The sequence below is a fragment of the Methylobacterium oxalidis genome, from assembly GCF_007992195.1.
GTDB lineage: Bacteria > Pseudomonadota > Alphaproteobacteria > Rhizobiales > Beijerinckiaceae > Methylobacterium > Methylobacterium oxalidis.
The window spans coordinates 19,968-37,653 of sequence record NZ_BJZU01000043.1 but is presented as its reverse complement, the minus strand read 5'-3'; the positions used below and the strand labels follow the sequence as shown (position 1 = coordinate 37,653).

Genomic DNA, 17,686 nt, shown 5'->3' with positions numbered 1-17,686 from the left:
AACCGCATCCGAGCCGAGACCGCACCGATCCATGCCGAGCCCCCAGATCCTTCGCGACATCGCCCTGTTCGTCGAGGTTGCCAAGCGCCGGAGCTTCAGCCGGGCCGCCGAAGCGCTCGACATGCCCGTCTCCTCGCTGTCTCGCCGCATCGCCGAGTTCGAGGCGAGCATCGGCATCCGCCTGCTCGACCGAACGACCCGCCGGACCGTGCTGACGCCGGCGGGGGAGAGCTACCTCGCCCAGGCGACGCGGCTCGTGGACGACGCGCAGCGCAGCTTCGACGAGCTGGTCGCGCAGGCCAAGGGCCCGACCGGCTTCCTCAAGGTCGCGGCGCCGCCGGATTTCTGGGCCGTCCAGCACCTGCCCGAGCTGACCGCGGAGTACTCGGCCCTGCACGAGGAGGTGCACGTCCACCTCGACCTGCACGCCGCGCAGGTCGACCTCGTGAGCGAGGATTACGATCTGGCGATCACCAGCGAGGAGCCCACGCAGAACTCGCTGATCGTGCGCCGGGTCGGCGCGACCGCGAACCGGCTGTTCGCGGCACCCGGCTACCTGCAGGCGCGGGGCCGGCCCGAGCACCCGCACGACCTCGCGGAGCACGACATCGTGCTGCCGGTGGCCTCCGGCAGCGCAACCTGGCAGTTCACCCGCCGGGACGAGGTCGTCAGCACGACCGTCGCCGGGCGGATCTCCTGCAACCACCGCAGCCTCGCGCGGCGCTTCGCGGTGACCGGCCGCGGCATCACGATGGCGAGCGACATCAACGTCGAGCGCGACGTGCGCAGCGGCCGTCTCGAGCCGGTTCTGCCGGATTGGGAGTTGCCGGAGACGTCGGTCTACATCGTGACCACGTCCCGGCTCCTGCCCGCGAAGACGCGCAGCTACATCGACTTCATGTCGCGGCGCCTCAACGGCGTGTTCTCGGGCGCCGCCTGAGCGGCGCGCTCAGCCGCGGCCCTGGCGCTCGCGGGCCGCGACGTCCGCGACGAAGGCGAGGCAGCGCTGACGGGCCTCGGGATCCGCGATCGTGACGAAGGCCTGCAGCAGCTTCGAGGCCTCCAGCAGGGTCGCGGCCTCGGCGTCCTGCGCCGCCTCGGAGGCCGTGTGCCGCCCGAGCAGCGCGGTCGTGACGCCGAGCGCGTCCGCGACCTGATCCAGCGAGCGGCGCGCCGCGTCGTTCAGGAGATCGGGGCCGTGCTCGTCGAGGCCGCTCCCGAACGCGGCCGCCCCCGGCGAGCCCTTCCGGTCCTCCGGATCGAAGTGGATCATCTGCATTCCTCTCGGCGCCTTCGGGCCGCGCGCGTATTCGTGCCGGCGCGGCCGTGCCCGACACGATAGCGCAAGCGTATACAATGTGCAGGATACATCGTGCGCGCCAGATCGATGCAGCTAGCTAACGGAAAGTTGATTTCCGGCAACACCGGATCGGTCTCGCGATCGGTCCCGCGCGCTTGGTCGCGGGCGGAGCACCGGAACGTGGCGAGAACATCCGCGCGTCTAGTTCATCAGCTTGCGGCGCGACTGGTCCTCGAGTTTGGCTAGTCTGCGGCCGACTTCCAGAAGCAGCATGTCGGCCAGCAACTGCAGGTGCGTGTCGCCGACTTCACTGACCGCCTTCTTGGCAGCGAGGCAGCGCTCGGCCGCGCGCTCGAGCGGGTGCGCAGCTGCGAACATGTCGCTGGAGACGTAGGCCTCCTCGCTCATGCGGGCCGGCGTGATGTCGATGATGATGCCGCGCCCGCGCAGGGGCTCGCCGGAGGCGGCGAGGTCGAAGCGGCCGCGGGCGAGCACCCAGCGGATCTGCCCGTCCGCCGAGCAGACGCGGTACTCCGCGACGTAGGAGCCCCCGACCCGCGCGCACTGCCCGATCTGCCGCGTCACTCGCTTGCGGTCGTCGACGTGGATGCCGGACACGAACTCGCGCAGGGGGGTGCCCGCCTCGGCCCGGTCCGGATCCACGCTGAACAGGGTCGCGACGAGCGCGTCCGCCACCAGGGAGTCCCGCCCGACGTCCCACTCCCAGCTGCCCACGACGTCCAGCGCGTCGAGGAAGCCCTGGAACGCGCTCGGAGAGGCCACGAGGCCGTCCTTCTTGAGCTTCGGCAATGCCATCGTCCACGTCGATCCGGATCGGATATGCGACAGGTTAGAACGGAAGGAGCATACAACTTCAAGAGGTGATGAGCGCGCAGGCGCCGCGTAGCAAGAGCGACGGCTTTTCGCTAAAGTTGTAGCAACAAGGGCGTTCGCAGCGACAGGAGGGCGGCGTTGGGCTCCAAGGCACCACCGTCGAAGTTCCTGAGGCACGAGGACCGGGCAGAGGACGATCCCTCGGCGGAGAGCGGGTCCGGTGCGGGCAGCGGCCTCGGAGGCACCGCCGAGGCCCCGGAGGGGAGCCGGAGCGCGGAGCTCCTGCGCCAGATCGCCGAGACGCTGAACGTGGAGCCCGGCGCCCTCTACCGCGCCGCCGCGACGCGCGGCGCCGCCCCGCCGGCGGCCGACCCTGCCGCGAACGGCGCGGGCGCCGACAGCCTCGGCGAGTGCCTCGACCTGATCGGCGCCTATCTCCGGATCCGCGATCCCGCCGAGCGCCGCCGCTACCTCGATCTGATCAAGGCGGCCGCGGGCTGAGACCGGCCGGTTCCGGACATGAAAAAGCCCCGCCGGATCCCGGCGGGGCTCGTCGTCCGCGGCGCCGGTGCGGCGCCGGAACCCGATCAGGCGACGCGCTTGGCGGCCTCGTAAGGGGCGTTCTCGTTGCCGGCGCGGACGGCGCCGGACTTGCCGGAGGCCGGGGCGCTGCCGGTAGCGGCGAAGAGTTCGCCGGTGGCGAGAGTGCCGGCCTTCGGGCCGAGGCGGTCGGCGAGGAAGGTGACGAGGGCGACGTTGGCGGCCCCGACGACGACGGCGGCGGTGAGGAAGAGAGAGATCATGGTGGGCGTCCCGTGTGGCGTTTGCGTTGCAGCATTTATGGCACCGCACAAAACGTTTTGGCATACCAGACACCACACACCAGTCATTCGTCCAGCGCATGCATGAGGCAGGTTTCCAGGCCAGCCCCGGCGTTTTTGCAGTATGCTGCCACGTCTACAGCGGGACAGGCGCTATTCTGCATGGACATGGACGTCCGGATCTGATTAATGCTGCCCGGCAGCGCGGCCGCCGATAAGCTCCGTTCGAGCTTGACCATGAAGCACCGGCTGCCCGCGTCAGAGACGACAGGGAAACGCCGCATGTATACCGCCAGGGCGAAGCGGACGTCTGAACAGTGGCTCGAACCGCCCGAGCCCGCTCTCGACCGCTACTTGCTGCGCACGCGCCCTCGCGCCGCCAACGACAACCGGCGCCTGTCCGTCGAAACCTTCCGCACGGTGCAGATCGGCGCGGGTCTGGCGCTGGTCGGCGCGCTCTCCCTGGTCGTCGCCCTGATTCACTGACGTCGCACCCCGGGGGGCGGCGCGCGAGCCGGTGCCGCGCCGCCGCGGGCCGCTCAGACCATGTGGCCGTCGCGGCTCGGCACGTCGAACCTCTCGTGGAAGGCGTCCACCACCACGTCGCCGACCTGGGCGCCCATCACGAGCCCCGCCTCGGTCGAGTAGGCGAAGTGCACGCCGGCGTAGATCCGGCTCATCGCCTCCTCCCGCGCCGCCGCGTCGAAATCGTCGAAGCGCAGCACCACATCCGGCACCGTCTCGCTGGTGGCCGAGAAGGGGATCGGCCCGAAGAAGTCGGTCATCACCTTGGCGGCGAGCGCGCCGATGACCGAGTGGCCGGACGTGTACTCGGGGTGGTCCGGCGTTGCCGGCAGGAGCGGCAGCCAGTCGGGATCCGGCCGGGTGGCGCGGTTCCCGTCCTCGCCCGCCTCGCGGATCGCCGTGACCGGCCGCCACGCCTCGTAGTGGTACTTCGTCTCCCAGCACGCCGTGATCGCGTCCGCGAGGCCGACGTTCAGCATGGTCAGGAGATAGGCGCTCTCCAGCGGCGAGCGCCCCTGCTCGGCGAGGATGTGGTCGGCGATGTCGCTCCACTGCCCGACGCGCGTGTAGCTGTCCTCGTCGTTCGACCACCACAGGGCGCTGAGCGTCTGCTCCGGCGTCCGCACCTGCGAGTCCACCGCGCCGAGCGCCTTCACCTGCCGGAAATCCTCGGCATAGGCGGCGCTCGTCACGTCCGGGGGCGGGCCGGGCCGGAACTGGTCCGCGCTCGCCAGCACGAAGGGCTTCACGTCTCCCCAGTCCGGCTGGATGGCGAGCGTGTAGTCCGGCGGGGTCGGCCGGTACTCCCCCGGCTCGTGCCCGGCCACGAGCCCGAGATGGGCGAGCTCCTCCGAGCCGTCGTCGGCACGGGCGGCGATCACCGCCTCGGCGACCTTCGTGCCGAAGGCGATGCCCTGATCCTCCGCCCGGCCGTCCCGGATCTCGTCGAGCCGCGCCTCGTAGGCCCGGTCGAGGGCCCGCCGGTAGTCCGGGAACAGTTCCACCAGGATCTCGTGGGCCGCCGCGCTGACCGCCGCGTCCGCCGAGATCCCGGCCGGCGCGTCGAGGCTCACGAGGAAGCCCGGCCGATCCGCGATGGCCTGGAGCACGTCGAACATCGCGATGCTCTGCATCGCGAGCGCCCGCGAGACGTAGGGCGCGTCCTCGGGCGGGTTGGTGATCGAGGCGTGCCGGATCGCGTCGAGGGCGATCTGGTTCCAGTCGAGGACGGCGTTGTCGAAGCCGGGATCCGGGTCGGGCGCGTCGTGCCGGCGGTCGGGCGGTGCCCGTTCGTCACCGGGCGGCCCGCGCCACGCCTCTGCGGAGAACGGTGATGAATCCCAGCGGTCCGATCTCATCCGGCGCTCTCCTCTTCCCGCCGGCGCAGGGCGACAGGGCGGGTCTCAGCGCGATCGGACCCGGATAGGCTCCGATCTGCTGGGCGGCACGATGGAGACGAGCAAGCAGTTCAGGGGCACGGATGCTGGCCCGGACGCAGTGCCAGAGCAAAAAACAAATGTTAGGGCAACAGGACAAAACCGGAATTTTGAAATCGCGCCCGGCAAATCGCGTTTGGAATGAAGCAAATACCCGACTTTTCGTCCGAACGGATCGCGGCCGCCGAGGCAATGTTGCCTAACGCGGGAATCTAGTTCCGGGGCCCGTCCTCGGGCACTAGCGCCAGCCTGCCCGTCATCGCGAGCTCCTCGCCGCACGCGACGGCGCTGTCCGGGGTGAGCATGATCGAGAGCTCGGCCCCGCTCACCAGCCGGACGTCGAGAACCGGGCGCCGGCCGCGATCGATCGCGCCGACCCGCCAGCTCGCGGCGGGAACCCGGCCCCTCGTGATCCGCGAGCCCAGGGGCAGGGGCGGGCAGAGCGGGCCGCACAGGACGCTCGCGGCGAGAAGCGCCTCGCCGAGCCGGGCCGCCTGGTCGGCGTCGATCGGCAGGCCGATGGTCCTGCCGCCCGCCCGCACCGTGAGCTGCAGGCCGGTCCCGGGGCCCGCCTCGACGGAGAGTTCGACGGCCGCCATCGTCTGCCTCCTCGGAGTTCCCGCGCGGCCGGAGCCTCGTCAGGGCCGGGAAGGTTAGGCAGCCCGCCCGCGCCGGCGCAAGCGCCGATCCGCGGGCGGCGAACCGAACCGGCGACCGATTCGGCAGCCAAGCGCTCTAGCGGCCGCTCTAGCGGCGCGCCCGCGCCTTGCGCGCGGCGAAGCGGGCGTCGCGGGCCGCCTTCTGCTCGGCCGCCAGCGCGGCCTGCCGCTCCGCCTTCTCGGCGGCCTGGCGGGCGAGCTCGGCGATCTGCCGCTCCTGCTCGGCGAGGGCTTCCGCCTCCCGCTGCGCCTCGGCGGCGCGGCGCGCCCGCTCGCGCGCCTCGGCGCGATCCTCCCGCGCCTGGACGATGGCGCGGCGCGCGGACTGGCGGGCGAGCACCGCCGGGTCGTCGGCGGCGGGGCGGTCCCGGAAGCGGGCGAGGGCGGCCTGCCGCGCCTTGGCGGCGGTCTCGAGACGGTCGACGAGCTGATTGGCTTTGAACTGACCCACGGAGACTCCTGGTGCGCGGTGCGGCGCGATGCCGGCCCGCGAGAAACGGACGAAGCCGCCCCGGTCGGGGCGGCTTCGGAGACGATCAGTGAGACGTGCGGCTCAGGCGGCCTTCAGGTTGCCGGCCGACTGCTTCCCGGAGCGGCGGTCGGTCTCCATCTCGTAGGCGACCTTCTGGCCCTCGACGAGAGTGCGCATGCCCGAGCGCTCGACGGCGGAGATGTGGACGAACACGTCCTTGCCGCCGTCATCCGGCTGAATGAAGCCGAAGCCCTTGGTTTCGTTGAACCACTTCACGGTTCCAGTGCTCATCGTTCGTTCCATATCGTTGTGCGGCGTGAGAACAGGCCGGGCGGACGCACCGCAGCGCCAAGGTCGCCCGGCGTCGAAATGTGGGAGAGATGCAGAGCGCGCGCCCTCGAGGGGCGAAACGGCCGAATATCTGGCCAAAGATCGATCTGCATCTCCTACGCCATACCGGCGATACTGACAAGCGCGGGCTGCTGAGCGCGAAAAACTTTCGGAAATCAGGGCCTGATCCGGGTTTTCCCGGCATGCAGGCCGGGAATTTCGCGCGGGCTTCTTGCCGAGAGGCGGTCGCGGCGCCATATCCCGCTCATGCCGGTCGCGAGCCTTCGCTGCGCGCGACCGGAAACGGCCACGGTGCCGGGACGGGGTGACGCCGGATGTACGCGCACGCCTCCTGCCATCAGTGGCCGTTGATCTTTTCGGAGCGGCCGTCCGGCCGGTTCGGATCCGTGAGAACATTCCCGAGAACCATGGCCAAGCGTCTCAAGTCCAAGCCGCTGGAGCGCGGCTCCGTGCTGTTCGACGTCATCTACGAGGACGGCTCTCAGGCCTCCAACCGGCGCGTCCCCGTGGAGGTGCTCGGCGGCCTCGACGGCGACCTGCCGGCCCGCGAGGTGATCGCCGCGCAGGACGAGGTCATCGCGCAGAAATCCGGCCGGCCGCAGCGGGCGATCCGCAGCGTGACCCGCTCGCCCGCCCCCGAGGCGCGGCCCGGTCGCGAGCAGCACGGCCAGCCCTGACGGGGCGGCGACGACATCGGCGCCGACGCACGCCCACGGGCGCGCCGGCGCGGACCGCACATCAAACCCGACCGGGCGGCCCTGCCGGCCGCGGTCAAAACGGAGGCTCCCGTGGCCCACGACAACAGAACCGGCAACGCGCGCTCGATCTCGATGAGCGACTTCAACGCGCGGGCCAAGCGCATCGCCGAGCAGACGGGCGCGGTCGAGAAGCCGGAGAAGGTCTCCTTCAACCGGCCGCGCCGAAATTCCGTCCGGTCGGAGCCGCAGCCGGTCGCGAGCCCGGCCGCCGCGGACGGCGAGACCGCGGCCTAGCGCGGCCCGCGGCTTCCGCGAGACAGAATGCGCCCGCTCAGCCCGCCACCGGCGTCCGGAGCGGGCCGTAGGTCGCGCGGTAGCTGCGCGGCCCGATGAACGGGAGGAGGGCGTTCCGCGCCCAGCCCGGCAGCCGGGCCGTACGCGACAGGCGATCGGTCATCGCCTGCACGTGCGCGACGCGGGGCGTGCGCCGCGCCTCGTAGGCCGCGCCGACCTGGCTCCGGTCCGGCTCCCCGGCCAGCAGATCCGCCAGCACGAGGGCGTCCTCGAGCGCCAGCGCCGCGCCCTGCGCCCAGACCGGCGCGGTGGCGTGGGCGGCGTCGCCCGCCAGGAGCACGCGGCCCCGGTGCCAGGCCGGCGCGCGGACCTCCTCCAGGGGCGAGTGGTGGAGCGCGGCGGGCTCGGCCAGCACCCGCGCGAGCGTGTCGCGCACGAGGCGCGGGAAGTTCGCGAAGGCCGCTTCGAGGCCCTCCGTCCCACCGCCCGCCGCCGCGGCGTCCGCCGTGACCCAGCCGTAGGCCTCGCCCCGGTCCACCGGGATCAGCAGGAACAGGCAGCCCGCGCCGGCCCAGAGGGTCCAGCCCTCGACGCCGGGATCGGGCGCCATGAAGCGCCAGCTCGCCCGCGCGAGGAGCGCCGCTTCGGTGGCCGAGCCGCCGAACACGGTGCGCCGCACCGCCGAGTGCACGCCGTCCGCCCCGACGAGAAGCCCGCCCCGCTCCACCCCGCCGTCCGTCAGTTCCACCACGACGCCCTGCGGATCCTGCCGGACGGAGGCGACGCCGCGTTCCCTCCGGACCGTGCCCTCCGGCAGATCGCGGGCGAGCAGGCGCAGGAGGTCGGCGCGGCGCAGGCAGCGCGGCCGCGCCTGCGCGCCCCAGAAGGCGTCCTCGTCGACCGCGAAGAGCAGCCGGTCGCGCTCGGTGCGGTACTCGCGCCGCCGCACCGGGGTGCCGAGATCCTGCAGCGCCTCGCCGAGGCCGAGGTCGGCGAGGGCGCGCACCGCGTTGCCCGGCAGGTTGACGGCGAGCCCGGCATCGGCCGGCCCGGCGCGCCGCTCCAGCACGAGGCTCGGGATCGCGCGCCGGCTCAGGGCCCGCGCCACGGCCAGGCCGGCGACGCCGGCACCGGCCACGAGGACGCGCCCGGGATCTGCGTGGTTCATGCGTGCGGATTCTCCGTGCGGCGGAACGCTCCCGGCCGTCAGACGACCTCCAGGAACTCGATGCCGATCTCGTCGCGCCCGCGCCACGCGACGCGGGCGGGACGCTGCTCGGAGCCGGCGCCGATCTCCAGGGTGAAGACGTCGGGGACGTAGGCCGGGCGGGGCAGGCGCAGCCGGGCGCCCCTGCCGGTGCGGCCCGACAGCATGCCGTCGAAGGCGGACCCGTTCCAGAGGCGCACCCGGCAGGGGGTGCCGGATGCCGCGGGCGCGGGTTCCGCGTCCCGCGGGGCGCCGTCCTCGGGGCGAGACGGCGCGGGCCGGCCGCTTGCCGCGCAGGCCCTGAAGGTCCGGATCGCGACGCTCCGGAACAGGGCGTCGCTCGCGCCGCCGAACGTCTTGTGGTGCATGGGAAGGCCTCCCGCATCCTCGCGAGCCCGCCCCGTTAGCAGGCGCGGATGTCCGCAAGATTTCGCGATCGTTTCGGGATGATTCCGTCCGGACCCGTACCGCCGCGCTCAGATGGCGATCCGCGCGCCGATCTCCACCGCCCGGTCGACGGGGATGCGGAAGTAGCGGGAGGCGTCCGTCGCCGTGCGCGCCATCGCGATGTAGAGCCTGTCCTGCCAGACCGGCATGCCGGTCTCGGGGGAGGCCACGAGGATCCGGCGCGTGAGGAAGTAGGACAGGCTGCCCGCGTCGAAGCCGGCCGCCGCGAGGGCGCGCGGCAGGTCGGGGATCTCCATGAAGCCGAAGCGCACGCTCACGCAGGAGAACGCGTCGGAGAGGCGCCGGACCGTCACGCGCTCCGCGTCCGGCAGCCGCGGCAGGTCCTCCGTCACCACGTTCAGGATCACGTTGTGGGCGTGCAGCACGCGGTTGTGCTTCACGTTGTGCATCAGGGCGCCGGGCGTGTCGCCGGGCGTGCCCGTGGGGAACACGGCCGTGCCGGGCACCCGCTGGACCGAGCCGGTCTCGGCCATGCGCGTGAATTCGGAGAGCGGGAGGCGGCGGCGGTGGATCTCCGCGGCGATCAGCGCCGAGCCGCGCCGCCAAGTCCACATCGCCGTGACGAGCGCCGCCCCGATCGTCAGGGGCACCCAGCCGCCGTGGAGCAGCTTGAGGGCGTTGGCGGACAGAAACACCAGCTCGATCAGCAGGAAGGGCGCGATGACGAGGGCCGCGAGGGCGGGCGACCAGCGCCAGACCTTCCAGGCCACGACGAAGATCAGGCAGGCGGTGATGACCATGTCGCCGGTCACCGCGATGCCGTAGGCCGCCGCCAGCGCGCTCGAGGAGCGGAACATCACCACCAGGAACACGACGGCCACGAGCAGCCACCCGTTCACCCGCGGGATGTAGATCTGCCCCTTCTCGGTCTCGGAGGTGCGCTGCACGCGCATGCGCGGGAGCAGCCCGAGCTGCATGGCCTGCTGCGTGATCGAGAAGGTGCCGGTGATCACGGCCTGGCTCGCGATCACGGTCGCCACGGTGGCGAGCAGCACCATCGGCAGCAGGGCCCAGGACGGGTAGAGCAGGAAGAACGGGTTCTCGATCCGCTCGGGGTGGGCGAGCAGCATCGCGCCCTGGCCCAGGTAGTTGAGGGCGAGCGCGGGCAGCACGAGGCCGAACCACGCCGTGCGGATCGGCCCGCGGCCGAAATGGCCCATGTCGGCGTAGAGCGCCTCCGCGCCCGTCACGGCCAGGAACACGGCGCCGAGGGCGAGGAGCCCGGCCGTGCCGTGGCCGATGAGGAAGGCGACGCCGTAGCCTGGGTTGAAGGCGGCCAGGATGCCCGGGTCGTCGGCGATATGGCCGAGCCCGCCGAGCGCCATGATGGTGAACCAGAGCGCCGTGATCGGCCCGAAGAAGGTCGCGACCCGCGCCGTGCCGTGGCTCTGGACCGCGAACAGGCCGATCAGGATCGCGAGGCCGAGGGGCACGACGTAGGGCTCGAAGGCCGGGGTGACGAGCTTCAGCCCCTCGACCGCCGAGAGCACGGAGATCGCCGGCGTGATGATGGCGTCGCCGTAGAACAGGGCGACGCCCACCATGCCGAGCACGATCACCGGCCCTCCGGTCCGGCCGATCGCCCGCTGGGCGAGCGCCACCAGGGAGGGGGTTCCGCCCTCGCCGTCGTTGTCCGCCCGCATCACGATGAGCACGTATTTCAGCGTGACGATCAGGATCAGCGCCCAGAGGATCAGCGAGACGACGCCGAACACCATCTCACGGGTGGGGCCGTGCCCGCCGGAGGCCGCGTGCAGGGATTCCTTCAGCGCGTAGAGCGGGCTCGTGCCGATGTCGCCGTAGACGACGCCGACCGAGCCGAGGGTCAGCGCCCAGAAGCCCGTGCGCGCGCCGTGGTCGGCGGCGGCCGGCGGCAGGGCCGGCGTCGACGGCGATCCCGGCGTGGCGCTGGCAGACATCGACGGCTCTCTCCGCTCCGAGACCGGGGCCCGTCCCGAGGGACGGCCTTCAACGGCCGAGGGCAGGAAATCGTTCGGGGCGGAGGAGAGAGGCGGAGGAGAATCGCGCGGTGCGCGCAGGATCATCGGGAATATCATCGGCCATCGACAAGACGATCCGCAAATATTCTTATGGTTTGGGCTGATACCCTTCGGTCAGTGTGACCATTCGGCACTCTCGCGCCGTCCGCCTTTACGCTTAAGGTCCGCGCCATCGTGCGAGCCCGATCCAGGACGGAGGAGCTTTCCGGCATGTTCAGCAAGCGGCTTCTGGTGAGCGGAGGGCTCCTGCTCACCGTCAGCGGGTGCAACCACCTGCTCCCGCCCTCGGCGCAGTACGCCTCCCTCGCCCCCGGCGCCGTGCCGGTGGAGAGCGGGGAGGGGCCGATGCCGGAGGTCACGGTCCCCGGCACGCTGCTCGGCGGCGACGCCGTCCGGCGCGGGTCGACCGAGCCCTACCGGGCCCTGAACCGCACGGCGGCGGCGCGCGCCCGCTGGGAGGCGCAGCCGCGCGTGAACTTCGCGACCATCGCGCCGCCGGCGAACCCGGCCGACCTCACGGCCGCCGAATCGGCCTCCGCCGCCTCGCCGGCTGCGGCCTCGCAGGAGCCGCCCACCACGGCGAGCCTGCGCGCCGCGCGGGCGGCGGCCGCGGCCGGCAAGCTCTCCCCGTCCTACGACCGCGAGAAGATGATGAACGACCTTCTCACCGACGGCGCCAAGGCCGCCAAGCCGATCTGCGACCGCTGCTAAGCGGGCGGCGGACCTCGCGATGCAACGTTTGACTGCGTACCGGAATCCACTTCGCCCGCGAGCGCGCTAGATCCGGAAGGGATCACAGTCCGGCGCGTCGCCGCATCCGCCGACGGCCGAGGGAGACGGGATGGCCATGCGCCAGCATTCGAAGCTCTGGTCCGCGTTCTTCGCCGCCGCCGCACTGGCCGGATGGGCGGGCGACGCCTCCGCCGACTGCCTGCGGCGGGTCTACAACCGCTCGGCCTATATCCTCGTCGTGAGCCAGGACGGCGGACCGCCGATCAGCCTGCGCCCCGGCTCGTCGGCGTCCCTGCGCCTCTCGCAGCCCGGCACGCTCGATCTCGGCGTCCAGTGCCCGACCTTCAGCGGCGCGGAGGCGACGGTCGCGCGGACGCAGTTCAGCTACCAGGCGATCCTCGACCGCTGCTACATCGAGTTCGGCACGCAGTTCTACGTCTCGGCGCTCGGCCGCGGCTTCCTCGGCATGCAGGGCACGAAGCCGTTCACGGTCAACAACCCGCGTCAGGGCGACGTTGTGCTCGGGCCCTTCGACGCGGCCTGCCCCGCCCCCGCCGCCCTCAGCCGCCGGGGCTGAGGCGGCCCGCGCGGGCCCTCGGCGCGCTCCTGAAACGACATCGGGCCGGCAGTTCGGTGTGAGCACCGGAGCTGCGCGGCCCGCTTGCCGTTCGGCCACCCCGAAGGGAGGTCGTAGCGACGCCCGCAGGCTCGCGCACAAACCCTTAACGTTCCGTTACCGATCGGGACCGTGCGGCGCCACGGGAGCCCGTCCGCGGAACCGCCGGTTCCGCGCGAGACCGTGCCCTAGCAGGCGTAGTCGAGGCCGAGCTTGCGGCCCTGGCGCCAGACCACCACGCAGAGGCGGTCGAAGCCGTAGCCGGCGACGCGCAACCGGACCGTGTAGGGCAGGCTGACCTCAGGCTCGACCTCGATCGTCGCGCCGGTCTCGCTGGTGCCCCAGACGATGCAGTCGATGTCGTCGGGCCGCCCCTCGAAGGCCACCGTGCCGAGACCGAACACGATGCGGGTGGACGGCTCGCGCCGATCTACGAACATGGCAAGCTCCTGTCGCTGCCCTGCGGAAGACGGCTTCCTCCTGACGCGTATTCGTTCAAATCTCAGCAGAGTTCATGGGTCGGAAACTGTCAATTCACCGGCTCGAATTCTCCGGCGACTACCTCAAAAGAGCCTGCCGCTCGAATTTCCGCGCTCAGATCTCGCCGCCCGCGCGCTCGAAGGAGACGCCGACCTCTCCCGGCCGCCGCCAGATCACGCGGCAGGCGTGGCGGTCGTCGCAGGGGCCGATCGTCAGCTCGAAGGCGTCGGGGATCGCGCTCTCGCTGCGCACGAGGAGCAGCGCGCCCGCATCCGTGAGGTTCCCCACGGAACAGGTGAAGGCCAGCGCCGCGCTGATGATGATCTCGGCGTGCCGAAGTGTCTGGCGCCGCGGAACGGAGCGATACTCGGACATGAAGATGTTCTCGTGAACTCTTGGCAAGAACAACTGTCCGCCGCGGTCCTTAACCGTTCCTTAACGCGCCGGGTCCGCCTCGACCGGTGCGGCAGACGCGCAACGATCCGGCCCCGGCACCGCTCGGGACCGCGCTCGGAGCTGCGACTGAATGCAAGATACATTTCCAGGAACCGGCGGGCGCGGGGCCGGTTGAGAGTTTGCGGCGGCTGCGGATTGCCGTCTCGCGGGCCGCCGCTTCCCGTCTCGGACGGGCGTTTCCTCCCTCGACTTCGGGCCGCCCTCGGGCGGCCCGCCTTCCGTCCGGGGCCGTCAGCGGCTCGCGTCGAGGGGAAGATCCGGGCCCTCGTCCGCGGGCGCCCCGTCGTAGCCCTCGAACCAGGCGCGCCGCTCGGGCGAGCCGGCAGGGTAGGGGCAGGCATCCTTCGGCCGCCCCACGGCGCGGGCGTGGGCGCCCTCGCCGATCGGGTCCATGATCGCTGCGTGCCGCTCGGTCATCTTTGCCTCCTCGAGGATCCGCGGGCGAACCGCTCTCTCAAGACAACACCGGCCGCGTCCAAGGTTCCGGCGAATTCATCCGTCGGCGGGCCGCGCCGCTCGGCCCCCTCGACGCGGGCGGGGCGGGAGCCCCGGCTACCTCCGGAGGTCGTCCTGGGGTAGCGTTTCGTACCGGCGCGCCGGCGCAGCGGGCCGGCACCGCATCCCTGGGACCCGACCGATGAGCACCATCACCCGACGCACCGCCCTCACCGCCGCCGGCGGCCTCGCCGCCACGGCGGCCGACGCCCTCGCGCGGACCGCCGCGGCGGAGCCGGGTGCGGCCTCGCCCCTGTTCCCGCTGCCGCAGGCCACCATCCCGATCCTCGGCGAGGACCGGTCCTTCCCGGTGCGGCGGATCTACTGCATCGGGCGCAACTACGCGGCCCATGCCCGCGAGATGGGCTCAGACCCCAACCGTGAGCCGCCCTTCTTCTTCCAGAAGCCCGCGGACGCGATCCAGGTCGTCGCGCCGGGGCAGGTGGGCGAGCACCCCTACCCGACGCTCACCAGGAACTACCACCACGAGATCGAGCTCGTGGCGGTCCTGCGCTCGGGCGGGCGCGACATCCCGAAGGAACGGGCGCTGGACCACGTCTACGGCTACGCCACCGGCCTCGACATGACGCGCCGCGACCTGCAGCGGGGCATGGGCGACCAGAAGAAGCCCTGGGAGATCGGCAAGAGCTTCGACCATTCCGCGCCGATCACGCCGATCACCCCGGCCGACCGGAGCGGCCACCTGCCGAAGGGCCGCATCCAGCTCGCGGTGAACGACACGGTGCGCCAGCAGGCCGACCTGTCGGACATGATCTGGTCCGTGGCCGAGCAGATCGCGAACCTGTCGGGCGCCTTCGAGCTGATGCCCGGCGACATCATCTTCTCCGGAACGCCCGAGAACGTCGGCCCGGTGGTCCGGGGCGACGTGCTGCGGGGGAGCATCGCGGGCCTGCCGGACCTCGCGATCCGCATCGTCTAGACGCCCGCCGCATCGCGCGGCCCCGCCGCGTCGCGCGGCCCCGCCGCGTCGCGCGGTGCGGCGGCCGGCGCCGCGGCGCCGGGGATCCCGGGGCGCACCCCCGTCAGCGTCTCCGAGACCTGCCAGAGGCGCCGCGCCGCCGCCGCATCGCGGGCGTGGGGCGCCACCGCGGCCGGCGCCGGGCCGCCCCAGCACTCGCGCGGGCCGTCCGGCCCGTAATAGCCGCCGCCTTGCGCCTCCGGGGCGGCGGCCGCGTAGAGCAGGGGCAGCGCCCCCCGCGCGGCCGACTGTCCGATCGCGCCGAAGATCGCGCGCCCCGCGAGCCGCGCCAGCGGCCCGGCCCGGTCGCCCCGCCGGGTGATGTCGGTGCGCGCCAGCCCCGGATGGGCGGCGAGCGCCCGGACCGGCGAGCCGGCCTGCCGCAGCCGGCGGTCGAGTTCGAGGGCGAACATCAGCATCGCGAGCTTGGTCTGCCGGTAGGCGGATTGCGGGCCGTAGGATCGGCGCCGCTGCAGGTCGTCGAAGGCGATGTGCCCCGAGCGGTGGGCGATGCTCGCCACCGCGACCACGCGGGTGTGCGGCGCGGGCCGCAGGGCGGGCAGGAGGAGCCCCGTCAGGGCGAAATGGCCGAGATAGTTCGTGGCGAGCTGGCGCTCGAACCCGTCCTCGGTCTCCTCGCGCCGCGGCACCGAGGCGATGCCGGCGTTCAGGAGCAGGAGGTCGATCGATCGCGCCTCGGCCCGCCAGGCGTCGGCGAAGGCGCGCACGGAGGACAGGCGCGCCGTGTCGAGAGGCCGGACTTCCAGTTGAGCCTCCGGATGAGCCTGCCGGATCGCCGCCACGGCGCGGTCCGCCTTGGCCGCGTCGCGCGCGGCCAGCACGACGCGGGCGCCCGCCCCCGCGAGCGCCTTCGCCGCCTCGAAGCCGATCCCGCTCGTCGCGCCGGTCACGATGGCGAGACGCCCGGCCTGGGGCGGGATGTCTGCGGGGGTCCAGCGGCTCTTCGGCATCGGTGATCTCTCCTCCGCTCCGGAAAATCGGCGGGGCGGCCCGCGGTTCACCCTGGAGCGCCCTCCGCCCGCCAGAGAACCGCGCGCGCCCTCGGCGCTTGGGTTGGCGGGAGGGTCGGTCCCGCGCGGGCGCGGATCCGGTCCCGCGCGGGCGCGGATCCATGAGCGGGTGCGGATGACGGGCGGGCGCTACCTCTGCGACGAGATGATGGGCGGCCTCGCGACCCTGCTGCGGGCGGCCGGCCACGACACGCGCCTCGCCGCGGCCGGGATGCCGGACGGCGAACTCCTGGCCCTCGCCGCGCGCGAGGAGCGCCTTCTCCTGACCTGCGACCGCGCCCTGGCGGGCCGGGCCGGCGACCGCGGCCTGCTGCCGCGGACCGGGCGGGCCGACGATCAGGCGGCCGAGCTGTGCCGGGCGCGGGCGATCGACTGGCGCCTCGCGCCCTTCAGCCGCTGCCTCGTCGACAACGCCCCGCTGCGCCCCGCCGGGCCCCACGAGATCGCCCGCGCGCCCGCCGCGAGCCGGACCCTGCCGGGGCCGTTCCGCACCTGCCCGGCCTGCGCCCGGCTCTACTGGCCGGGCAGCCACGTCCGCCGGATGTCGGCGCGGCTCGACCGGCTGAGCCTCCGCTGCGCCGGCGGCCCTCACGGGCAAGATGCAACTTCTGAGTGAGTCTTGCCGGCGCAGCCCGGTGCATGCCGCGACGAAGGAACATCGGACTACAACCTGGCGTTCGAAGATCGGTCTCTGAGCGCGAGTCCGCACGGAAGGGAGCGGCGATGACGCAGGGCAAGGATGCGGGCACCGAGCCGAAGGTGCCGAGCGAGCGGCCGGACCGCCAGGCGGCCGAGCGGCCGGCCGGCGGCACGGACCGGCCGGGCTTCGATCTCGGGGGCGCCGAGGGAAGCGCGGCCCGGAGCGGCACCGATCCCGCCATCGAGCCGCGCGGCAACCCGGAGATCGGCAACGAGCAGCCGACGGACCGCAGCCGGATGACCAGCAGGAAGGGCACGCCGGCCTGAGCGCCGGACCGGAACAGGAGACACGCCGTGGCAGACATTCACGCACACGATCCGCTCGGGACCTCGTCCGGACAGGCCGGGTCCGGCATGAAGCGGCCCTCCGACGGCGGAGGCGGGATGGCGCAGCAGGCGCGCGAGACGCTCCAGGGCGTGGGCGACCGGGCTTCGGACACCTGGGACGATCTCTCGAAGCGCGGCGCGCACTACTACCGGCAGGGCAGCCGGGCCGTCGGCGAGGTGGATTCCGTCACGGCGACGGGCCTCCTCATCGCCGGCGCGATCGGCTTCGGGCTCGCCTGGCTGATCTTCGGGCAGACCTCGCGCTCGGGCGACTACGTCGCGCGCCGCATGAGTTCGAGCAGCGACCAGTACCGCTGAGGATCGAGGATTCCGGAGAACGATCCGGATCTCAGCGCGCGGCGCGGCGGGCGCGCACCGCGGCCAGCATGGCCGGATGGGCGCTGACCGTCTGCGGAGCCGCCGCGCCAGTCTCGGCGCGGGCGGGCCGCCCAGGTGGCGGCCCGTCCTCGATGAGAACTTCGACGGTGATCCGGCGCGGCCCCGCGCCCGGTTCGGATCCGGCCCTGCGGCGGAGCCCGGCGAGCGAGAGGCCGGCGAAGGCGGCGAGCGCCAGAAGGCCGACGCCCACGGCGTTCCAGCTCGGCGCCGGCTCCAGCATCATCACGACGAGACCGCCGAGGGCGGAGGCGGCGGCAAGGTTTCTCGCGGTGATGGGATCGCGGGCCATGCCGCAACTTCGCCGGGAGACCTCGCGATTTACCGAAGGAAACCGGTCGCATTCTCCCGATCGGCGTCGCGCGTGCGCGCCGCGGCGGCGAAGCGACATTCCGGGGCGCCGGCGGCGG

The 17,686-nt window shown here is 72.7% G+C and carries 26 protein-coding genes; 11 read left to right on the top strand and 15 right to left on the bottom strand.

Annotated features, from left to right (window positions below; genetic code table 11):
- Positions 1-31 precede the first annotated feature (31 nt).
- Complete coding sequence (locus tag MOX02_RS11580) at positions 32-940, top strand: LysR family transcriptional regulator (protein WP_147025945.1); 909 nt, start codon at positions 32-34, stop codon at positions 938-940.
- 9 nt (positions 941-949) lie between these two features.
- Here the strand turns inward: MOX02_RS11580 and MOX02_RS11575 are convergent, their stop codons facing one another.
- Together MOX02_RS11575 and MOX02_RS11570 are read right to left on the bottom strand one after the other, a co-directional pair.
- Positions 950-1,273, bottom strand: a complete 324-nt coding sequence (locus tag MOX02_RS11575; protein ID WP_147025944.1) for a hypothetical protein — start codon at positions 1,271-1,273, stop codon at positions 950-952.
- Positions 1,274-1,501: 228 nt separating this feature from the next.
- Positions 1,502-2,116 (bottom strand): PAS domain-containing protein, encoded by a 615-nt coding sequence (locus MOX02_RS11570; protein ID WP_147025943.1) that lies wholly within the window; start codon positions 2,114-2,116, stop codon positions 1,502-1,504.
- A 156-nt stretch (positions 2,117-2,272) separates the two neighbouring features.
- On the opposite strand from MOX02_RS11570, the gene MOX02_RS11565 reads away from it, so the two are divergent.
- A complete protein-coding gene (locus tag MOX02_RS11565) occupies positions 2,273-2,635 on the top strand; it encodes a hypothetical protein (RefSeq protein WP_147025942.1) in 363 nt (120 codons plus the stop codon).
- 86 nt (positions 2,636-2,721) lie between these two features.
- On the opposite strand, the gene MOX02_RS11560 is transcribed toward MOX02_RS11565, so the two are convergent.
- Positions 2,722-2,937, bottom strand: a complete 216-nt coding sequence (locus tag MOX02_RS11560; protein ID WP_147025941.1) for a hypothetical protein — start codon at positions 2,935-2,937, stop codon at positions 2,722-2,724.
- 207 nt (positions 2,938-3,144) lie between these two features.
- On the opposite strand from MOX02_RS11560, the gene MOX02_RS11555 reads away from it, so the two are divergent.
- Positions 3,145-3,441 carry a hypothetical protein gene (locus MOX02_RS11555; protein ID WP_238179375.1) on the top strand — a complete coding sequence of 99 codons (297 nt, stop codon included), beginning with the start codon at positions 3,145-3,147 and terminating at the stop codon, positions 3,439-3,441.
- A 53-nt stretch (positions 3,442-3,494) separates the two neighbouring features.
- Here the strand turns inward: MOX02_RS11555 and MOX02_RS11550 are convergent, their stop codons facing one another.
- The 4 genes from MOX02_RS11550 to MOX02_RS11535 form a co-directional block, all read right to left on the bottom strand.
- Positions 3,495-4,838, bottom strand: coding sequence for a vanadium-dependent haloperoxidase (locus tag MOX02_RS11550; RefSeq protein ID WP_147025940.1), 1,344 nt, complete (start codon positions 4,836-4,838; stop codon positions 3,495-3,497).
- A gap of 290 nt (positions 4,839-5,128) precedes the next feature.
- Positions 5,129-5,515 (bottom strand): hypothetical protein, encoded by a 387-nt coding sequence (locus MOX02_RS11545; RefSeq protein ID WP_147025939.1) that lies wholly within the window; start codon positions 5,513-5,515, stop codon positions 5,129-5,131.
- A 148-nt stretch (positions 5,516-5,663) separates the two neighbouring features.
- Positions 5,664-6,026 (bottom strand): DUF6481 family protein, encoded by a 363-nt coding sequence (locus MOX02_RS11540; RefSeq protein WP_147025938.1) that lies wholly within the window; start codon positions 6,024-6,026, stop codon positions 5,664-5,666.
- 102 nt (positions 6,027-6,128) lie between these two features.
- Positions 6,129-6,338 carry a cold-shock protein gene (locus tag MOX02_RS11535; RefSeq protein WP_147025937.1) on the bottom strand — a complete coding sequence of 70 codons (210 nt, stop codon included), beginning with the start codon at positions 6,336-6,338 and terminating at the stop codon, positions 6,129-6,131.
- A gap of 467 nt (positions 6,339-6,805) precedes the next feature.
- Here MOX02_RS11535 and MOX02_RS11530 point away from each other — a divergent pair, with 467 nt between their 5' ends.
- Complete coding sequence (locus MOX02_RS11530; RefSeq protein ID WP_147025936.1) at positions 6,806-7,075, top strand: hypothetical protein; 270 nt, start codon at positions 6,806-6,808, stop codon at positions 7,073-7,075.
- A gap of 111 nt (positions 7,076-7,186) precedes the next feature.
- Complete coding sequence (locus tag MOX02_RS11525) at positions 7,187-7,390, top strand: hypothetical protein (RefSeq protein WP_147025935.1); 204 nt, start codon at positions 7,187-7,189, stop codon at positions 7,388-7,390.
- 37 nt (positions 7,391-7,427) lie between these two features.
- Here MOX02_RS11525 and MOX02_RS11520 read toward each other — a convergent pair whose 3' ends face one another.
- The 3 genes from MOX02_RS11520 to MOX02_RS11510 all read right to left on the bottom strand — a co-directional run bounded on the left by MOX02_RS11520 (position 7,428) and on the right by MOX02_RS11510 (position 10,984).
- Entirely contained in the window at positions 7,428-8,558 is a 1,131-nt protein-coding gene (locus MOX02_RS11520; protein ID WP_147025934.1) for an FAD-dependent monooxygenase, read from the bottom strand.
- Between the two features lie 38 nt (positions 8,559-8,596).
- Complete coding sequence (locus MOX02_RS11515) at positions 8,597-8,965, bottom strand: hypothetical protein (protein WP_147025933.1); 369 nt, start codon at positions 8,963-8,965, stop codon at positions 8,597-8,599.
- Between the two features lie 108 nt (positions 8,966-9,073).
- Positions 9,074-10,984: a potassium transporter Kup gene (locus MOX02_RS11510; RefSeq protein WP_147025932.1), complete on the bottom strand. Its 1,911-nt coding sequence runs from the start codon at positions 10,982-10,984 to the stop codon at positions 9,074-9,076.
- Positions 10,985-11,275: 291 nt separating this feature from the next.
- Between MOX02_RS11510 and MOX02_RS11505 the strand changes: the two genes are divergently transcribed.
- Complete coding sequence (locus MOX02_RS11505) at positions 11,276-11,776, top strand: hypothetical protein (protein ID WP_147025931.1); 501 nt, start codon at positions 11,276-11,278, stop codon at positions 11,774-11,776.
- Positions 11,777-11,912: 136 nt separating this feature from the next.
- On the top strand, positions 11,913-12,374 hold the full coding sequence (locus MOX02_RS11500; protein WP_238179376.1) for a hypothetical protein: 462 nt from the start codon (positions 11,913-11,915) through the stop codon (positions 12,372-12,374).
- A 227-nt stretch (positions 12,375-12,601) separates the two neighbouring features.
- Here the strand turns inward: MOX02_RS11500 and MOX02_RS11495 are convergent, their stop codons facing one another.
- The 3 genes from MOX02_RS11495 to MOX02_RS11485 form a co-directional block, all read right to left on the bottom strand.
- A complete protein-coding gene (locus MOX02_RS11495; RefSeq protein ID WP_147025930.1) occupies positions 12,602-12,853 on the bottom strand; it encodes a pilus assembly protein PilZ in 252 nt (83 codons plus the stop codon).
- Between the two features lie 154 nt (positions 12,854-13,007).
- Positions 13,008-13,268 (bottom strand): PilZ domain-containing protein, encoded by a 261-nt coding sequence (locus MOX02_RS11490; RefSeq protein WP_147025929.1) that lies wholly within the window; start codon positions 13,266-13,268, stop codon positions 13,008-13,010.
- Between the two features lie 312 nt (positions 13,269-13,580).
- The gene (locus MOX02_RS11485; RefSeq protein WP_147025928.1) at positions 13,581-13,766 is read right to left on the bottom strand and encodes a ribosome modulation factor; all 186 of its coding nucleotides are present in this window, start codon (positions 13,764-13,766) and stop codon (positions 13,581-13,583) included.
- 220 nt (positions 13,767-13,986) lie between these two features.
- Here MOX02_RS11485 and MOX02_RS11480 point away from each other — a divergent pair, with 220 nt between their 5' ends.
- Entirely contained in the window at positions 13,987-14,784 is a 798-nt protein-coding gene (locus tag MOX02_RS11480; RefSeq protein ID WP_147025927.1) for a fumarylacetoacetate hydrolase family protein, read from the top strand.
- Here MOX02_RS11480 and MOX02_RS11475 read toward each other — a convergent pair.
- On the bottom strand, positions 14,781-15,794 hold the full coding sequence (locus tag MOX02_RS11475; protein WP_147025926.1) for an oxidoreductase: 1,014 nt from the start codon (positions 15,792-15,794) through the stop codon (positions 14,781-14,783). The genes MOX02_RS11480 and MOX02_RS11475 overlap by 4 nt on opposite strands.
- Positions 15,795-15,969: 175 nt before the next feature.
- Here MOX02_RS11475 and MOX02_RS11470 point away from each other — a divergent pair, with 175 nt between their 5' ends.
- The 3 genes from MOX02_RS11470 to MOX02_RS11460 all read left to right on the top strand — a co-directional run bounded on the left by MOX02_RS11470 (position 15,970) and on the right by MOX02_RS11460 (position 17,198).
- A complete protein-coding gene (locus MOX02_RS11470) occupies positions 15,970-16,470 on the top strand; it encodes a Mut7-C RNAse domain-containing protein (RefSeq protein ID WP_147025925.1) in 501 nt (166 codons plus the stop codon).
- A gap of 107 nt (positions 16,471-16,577) precedes the next feature.
- On the top strand, positions 16,578-16,820 hold the full coding sequence (locus MOX02_RS11465) for a hypothetical protein (RefSeq protein WP_147025924.1): 243 nt from the start codon (positions 16,578-16,580) through the stop codon (positions 16,818-16,820).
- 27 nt (positions 16,821-16,847) lie between these two features.
- Positions 16,848-17,198 carry a hypothetical protein gene (locus MOX02_RS11460; protein ID WP_147025923.1) on the top strand — a complete coding sequence of 117 codons (351 nt, stop codon included), beginning with the start codon at positions 16,848-16,850 and terminating at the stop codon, positions 17,196-17,198.
- 31 nt (positions 17,199-17,229) lie between these two features.
- Here MOX02_RS11460 and MOX02_RS11455 read toward each other — a convergent pair whose 3' ends face one another.
- Positions 17,230-17,568 carry a hypothetical protein gene (locus tag MOX02_RS11455; protein ID WP_147025922.1) on the bottom strand — a complete coding sequence of 113 codons (339 nt, stop codon included), beginning with the start codon at positions 17,566-17,568 and terminating at the stop codon, positions 17,230-17,232.
- Positions 17,569-17,686: the final 118 nt, after the last annotated feature.

Coding starts and splice junctions, on each gene's coding strand:
- MOX02_RS11580 (WP_147025945.1), top strand. CDS start 32: ATGCCGAGCCCCCAGATCCTTCGCGACATCGCCCTGTTCGTCGAGGTT.
- MOX02_RS11575 (WP_147025944.1), bottom strand. CDS start 1,273: ATGATCCACTTCGATCCGGAGGACCGGAAGGGCTCGCCGGGGGCGGCC.
- MOX02_RS11570 (WP_147025943.1), bottom strand. CDS start 2,116: ATGGCATTGCCGAAGCTCAAGAAGGACGGCCTCGTGGCCTCTCCGAGC.
- MOX02_RS11560 (WP_147025941.1), bottom strand. CDS start 2,937: ATGATCTCTCTCTTCCTCACCGCCGCCGTCGTCGTCGGGGCCGCCAAC.
- MOX02_RS11555 (WP_238179375.1), top strand. CDS start 3,145: ATGCTGCCCGGCAGCGCGGCCGCCGATAAGCTCCGTTCGAGCTTGACC.
- MOX02_RS11550 (WP_147025940.1), bottom strand. CDS start 4,838: ATGAGATCGGACCGCTGGGATTCATCACCGTTCTCCGCAGAGGCGTGG.
- MOX02_RS11545 (WP_147025939.1), bottom strand. CDS start 5,515: ATGGCGGCCGTCGAACTCTCCGTCGAGGCGGGCCCCGGGACCGGCCTG.
- MOX02_RS11535 (WP_147025937.1), bottom strand. CDS start 6,338: ATGAGCACTGGAACCGTGAAGTGGTTCAACGAAACCAAGGGCTTCGGC.
- MOX02_RS11530 (WP_147025936.1), top strand. CDS start 6,806: ATGGCCAAGCGTCTCAAGTCCAAGCCGCTGGAGCGCGGCTCCGTGCTG.
- MOX02_RS11520 (WP_147025934.1), bottom strand. CDS start 8,558: ATGAACCACGCAGATCCCGGGCGCGTCCTCGTGGCCGGTGCCGGCGTC.
- MOX02_RS11515 (WP_147025933.1), bottom strand. CDS start 8,965: ATGCACCACAAGACGTTCGGCGGCGCGAGCGACGCCCTGTTCCGGAGC.
- MOX02_RS11510 (WP_147025932.1), bottom strand. CDS start 10,984: ATGTCTGCCAGCGCCACGCCGGGATCGCCGTCGACGCCGGCCCTGCCG.
- MOX02_RS11505 (WP_147025931.1), top strand. CDS start 11,276: ATGTTCAGCAAGCGGCTTCTGGTGAGCGGAGGGCTCCTGCTCACCGTC.
- MOX02_RS11500 (WP_238179376.1), top strand. CDS start 11,913: ATGCGCCAGCATTCGAAGCTCTGGTCCGCGTTCTTCGCCGCCGCCGCA.
- MOX02_RS11495 (WP_147025930.1), bottom strand. CDS start 12,853: ATGTTCGTAGATCGGCGCGAGCCGTCCACCCGCATCGTGTTCGGTCTC.
- MOX02_RS11490 (WP_147025929.1), bottom strand. CDS start 13,268: ATGTCCGAGTATCGCTCCGTTCCGCGGCGCCAGACACTTCGGCACGCC.
- MOX02_RS11485 (WP_147025928.1), bottom strand. CDS start 13,766: ATGACCGAGCGGCACGCAGCGATCATGGACCCGATCGGCGAGGGCGCC.
- MOX02_RS11480 (WP_147025927.1), top strand. CDS start 13,987: ATGAGCACCATCACCCGACGCACCGCCCTCACCGCCGCCGGCGGCCTC.
- MOX02_RS11475 (WP_147025926.1), bottom strand. CDS start 15,794: ATGCCGAAGAGCCGCTGGACCCCCGCAGACATCCCGCCCCAGGCCGGG.
- MOX02_RS11470 (WP_147025925.1), top strand. CDS start 15,970: ATGACGGGCGGGCGCTACCTCTGCGACGAGATGATGGGCGGCCTCGCG.
- MOX02_RS11465 (WP_147025924.1), top strand. CDS start 16,578: ATGACGCAGGGCAAGGATGCGGGCACCGAGCCGAAGGTGCCGAGCGAG.
- MOX02_RS11455 (WP_147025922.1), bottom strand. CDS start 17,568: ATGGCCCGCGATCCCATCACCGCGAGAAACCTTGCCGCCGCCTCCGCC.